We start from the raw sequence: 3,077 nt of genomic DNA, 5'->3' as shown, positions 1-3,077 counted from the left end.
ACAGCGTCGCCGGCCAGGTCTGGCAGACCTTTGGGTTCGGTCTCAGAGATCTCGAGCCTGTTCACCGCCTGCGCGAACCGCAGGTAGGTATCGACGCTGGCAACAACCACGCGCGCGTCAATCGACACGATTTCGATCCCGACAAGCGAGAGACGCGCGTAGGCGTCAATCACCAGGCCCTTGTCAAGGATCGTGTCGATGACATCGGCCAATCCGCTGGAGCTGCCGCCGCCGCCGGCTCCACCGCCGGCCGGTTGTATTGCTGTGGTCATGCTCGACTCCTTTCTTTCATCGCTGCCGGCGTCCGAATTGATTCGCCGCGGCTAGGCGACTGACGTTGTTTTGGTCCGGACTCCGCGATTTCTTCAGGAGTCCGGCGCTTTTGCCCTGCTCCGGGCCGTCGTTTTTCCGCATCCTTGACCGTGCGGCCTTTCCGGGTTTCGCGCCGCCCTCCCGGTACCTCGTCGGGGTGCAGCACGGCTTGAGTCATGAGTTGGCGCTGAAAATCCTTCAGGGACAGGCGGGCACGCCGGCTATGCGCCCGCGCGAACATCCCGTACGGGTGGTACTCCAGCACGACGATTACCCGGGTGAGATGCGGCGCGAGTTCGTGGAACGTTACCGCTCCATCGACATATTCTTTTTCACCTTGAGATCGCCAGCCGATTCGTTGGCTTGGCACCTGTTCGGTGATCGTCGATTCCCAGGTTTGATGCGAGAAGAACGCCTTTGCCTTCAATCGGAGCTTCTTGGTCGAAACCTGTTCGACTTCTTCTACCTTTTTCATGAGTTTCGGGAACTGGGCGAACTGCGTCCACTGCTGATAGGCGACGTCCACCGGTACAGCGACATCGATGTGCTCAACGATGTTGGTGGCCTTGGACTTCTCCGCACCGCCATCGCTTTTGTTACTGCGGGACAATGCCGCGGCGTCTCGTAGTTTCGCTCTCAGCTTGCCGGTGGCGCCGGCGACACCCGAGGCGACAGCCGATTTAATCGGCGACTCAGCGGTGAGTCGGTCTATCCCGGTGACGGCGCCCAAAAGGCCTCCCTCGCCACCGGATTCCACGTAGTCGGCGAGACGTTCGGTAGCACCGGTGAGCCGGCCCGAGAGCGACGACACTGCCCTCGCGGTCACGGTGCCGGCCAGCTCCTGCAGCGAGGACTGGAGCTCCTCCAAAGGCGAAATGGTTTCTGCCGCTTGGCCCCGGCGAGATTCCCTTCCCTTTACTGGCTGCACCATCGCTAGTCACCGGCCTCGGCGCACGGGTGCGCGTGTCGTCGCTGGTCTACGGCGAACAGCGCGGGCCTGGGGTGCATCCGCTGCAGCGACGCGCGCAGACCGCCGCACTGATGGCTTTGGCGCGGCCGGCTTAGGCGTCGCCCGGCGCTTCCGTGGCGGCGGCTGCGGCTCTTCATCGACGGGCTCAGCCTCGTCGGCAAGGTTTGCTTGGTCGTACTGATCGACTTCCTCGCCGTCCTCGTCTTCCAGGTCTAGGGGACCCTCATCGTCGTCGATGGCGTCGTCCTCGTAGAGATCCGCTTCCTGGTCTTGGTCCGCTGGCGCACGCCTGCGCAGCAGTCCGGTCACCGATTTCACTGACTTGCCGAGGGTGTCGCCAACGTCCTCGACGGTGTCGCCGACATCAGTGCCGACGGTGTCGACTGTGTCGCCGACGTCCTCCACGACTTCGCCCAACCCTGCCGACGGCGCTTGCTGTAGCCGCTCGTTGAGTGCGTTCACTCTATTAATGGCGGTGGCGAGGGCGGCTGCCTTTGCGGCACTAAGTGCCTGATCGCGCAGCTGCTCGGTGAGTTGCATGAGCTCATCCGACGCGCCCAACGACCTCAGGCCATCGGCCAAAACATCGGTCGGTTTGGTTCGGAACTTCCCCGTGATGCCTGCCGAAGCCAGCATCAGTGCAAGGCGCATCTTGCGGGTTCTCCCGAGCAGGTACCCGGCCCCTACCGCCAGCGCAACTTTGGATCCATTTGGAGGCGACATAACTGCCTCCTCTCCTCAGCTAATCCCTCCATGTCCATCGAGCGGACGCCCGGGCCCTAACTCCGAGACCTTCGACCGATGCATAGATGGCGGCTACCCATAACTTGCTGTCGCTACCCCTGAGAACTGGGCGCATCGAGGATCTCTCACCATCCGCTTAATAGATCTTGCCGTCAATTAATCCTGAAATTTCAGCTGTCCGTTGGGATTTGTCAGAGGCCGTTTTGGGTAGACGCTGCCCCATACGGGGTCGAAGGCTGCGGAGGATCTGTAGGTCGCCGGGAGTTAACTCCGACTCTCATAGACATGGGGACGTAGCGAGAGGAGAGCCATCATGTCATACGGTTGGAGTCGGCGGGCCACAGCAAAGCAAGGGGTCCGCCCATGACCACCGCGCTACCGCCCGCGGGCGGTTCAGCTAGCGGACCAAGTTCCAGCGGGTTAGCCGACGTCATCGACACGATCCTCGATAAAGGCCTTGTTATTGACGCTTACGTGCGGCTCTCGCTCGTCGGCATTGAGTTGATCACGATAGACGCACGAATCGTCATTGCCAGCGTCGACACCTACTTGCGTTTCGCGCAGGCAGCCAACCGGCTGCAGATCTCCACGAACGAGCCGAAGGGCTTGGCCGACCTCGTTCAAAGTGTCAAGTCGGGTGGCTCCAACGCCAAGACTCAAGGCGTCTTGGAGGCGGCAAGCGAGAAGCTTGGCGACTTTCTCAGCCAGAGCCAACAACCGCAACGGCACAAAGTGAAACGGGTTTCAAGCCGCCGGGGCGCCACATGACCTCCTCCGATCTCCAAGACCAGGGGCAAGATGCACAACGCCGCAGCGGTGTCTATGTGTACGGGATCGTTCCCGCTGATGTCCAGGTCGAGGAACATGCTCGGGGCGTCGGGGATCCGCCGACGAAGGTAGATGTAGTCCGGGAAGGCGACATTGCCGCGCTGATAAGTGACGTTCCGACGGACCGCCCTCTTGGCACCCCGGAGGACCTGCAGGCCCACGCGCAGTTGCTCGACGGCACCGCCAGCGTCACGCCGGTGCTGCCGTTGCGGTTCGGTGCGGT

5 protein-coding genes are annotated in these 3,077 nt (G+C 62.1%); 2 read left to right on the top strand and 3 right to left on the bottom strand.

Annotated elements, in window-relative coordinates:
* From gvpJ (A5625_RS17140) to A5625_RS17130, 3 genes are all read right to left on the bottom strand, one after another.
* On the bottom strand, window positions 1-272 hold a 272-nt coding region (gene gvpJ / locus A5625_RS17140), incomplete at its 3' end, for a gas vesicle protein GvpJ (protein ID WP_197516138.1).
* Window positions 269-1,180 (bottom strand): SRPBCC family protein, encoded by a 912-nt coding sequence (locus A5625_RS17135; RefSeq protein ID WP_232003735.1) that lies wholly within the window; start codon window positions 1,178-1,180, stop codon window positions 269-271. The genes gvpJ (A5625_RS17140) and A5625_RS17135, both read right to left, overlap by 4 nt.
* Window positions 1,181-1,249: 69 nt before the next feature.
* Entirely contained in the window at window positions 1,250-2,005 is a 756-nt protein-coding gene (locus tag A5625_RS17130; protein ID WP_066996309.1) for a hypothetical protein, read from the bottom strand.
* A 384-nt stretch (window positions 2,006-2,389) separates the two neighbouring features.
* Between A5625_RS17130 and gvpJ (A5625_RS17125) the strand changes: the two genes are divergently transcribed.
* Complete coding sequence (gene gvpJ, locus A5625_RS17125; protein WP_066996306.1) at window positions 2,390-2,794, top strand: gas vesicle protein GvpJ; 405 nt, start codon at window positions 2,390-2,392, stop codon at window positions 2,792-2,794.
* On the top strand, window positions 2,791-3,077 hold a 287-nt coding region (locus A5625_RS17120; RefSeq protein WP_197516137.1), incomplete at its 3' end, for a GvpL/GvpF family gas vesicle protein. The genes gvpJ (A5625_RS17125) and A5625_RS17120, both read left to right, overlap by 4 nt.

The sequence above is a fragment of the Mycobacterium sp. 1465703.0 genome, from assembly GCF_001672975.1.
Taxonomy (GTDB): Bacteria; Actinomycetota; Actinomycetes; order Mycobacteriales; family Mycobacteriaceae; genus Mycobacterium.
Note: the sequence above shows the minus strand (reverse complement) of the source record. Positions and strands in the feature narration are given on the sequence as shown.

Bases quoted from the DNA above. Each gene is read 5' to 3' on its own strand.
- A5625_RS17130 (WP_066996309.1), bottom strand. From the start codon at position 2,005: ATGTCGCCTCCAAATGGATCCAAAGTTGCGCTGGCGGTAGGGGCCGGG.
- gvpJ (WP_066996306.1), top strand. From the start codon at position 2,390: ATGACCACCGCGCTACCGCCCGCGGGCGGTTCAGCTAGCGGACCAAGT.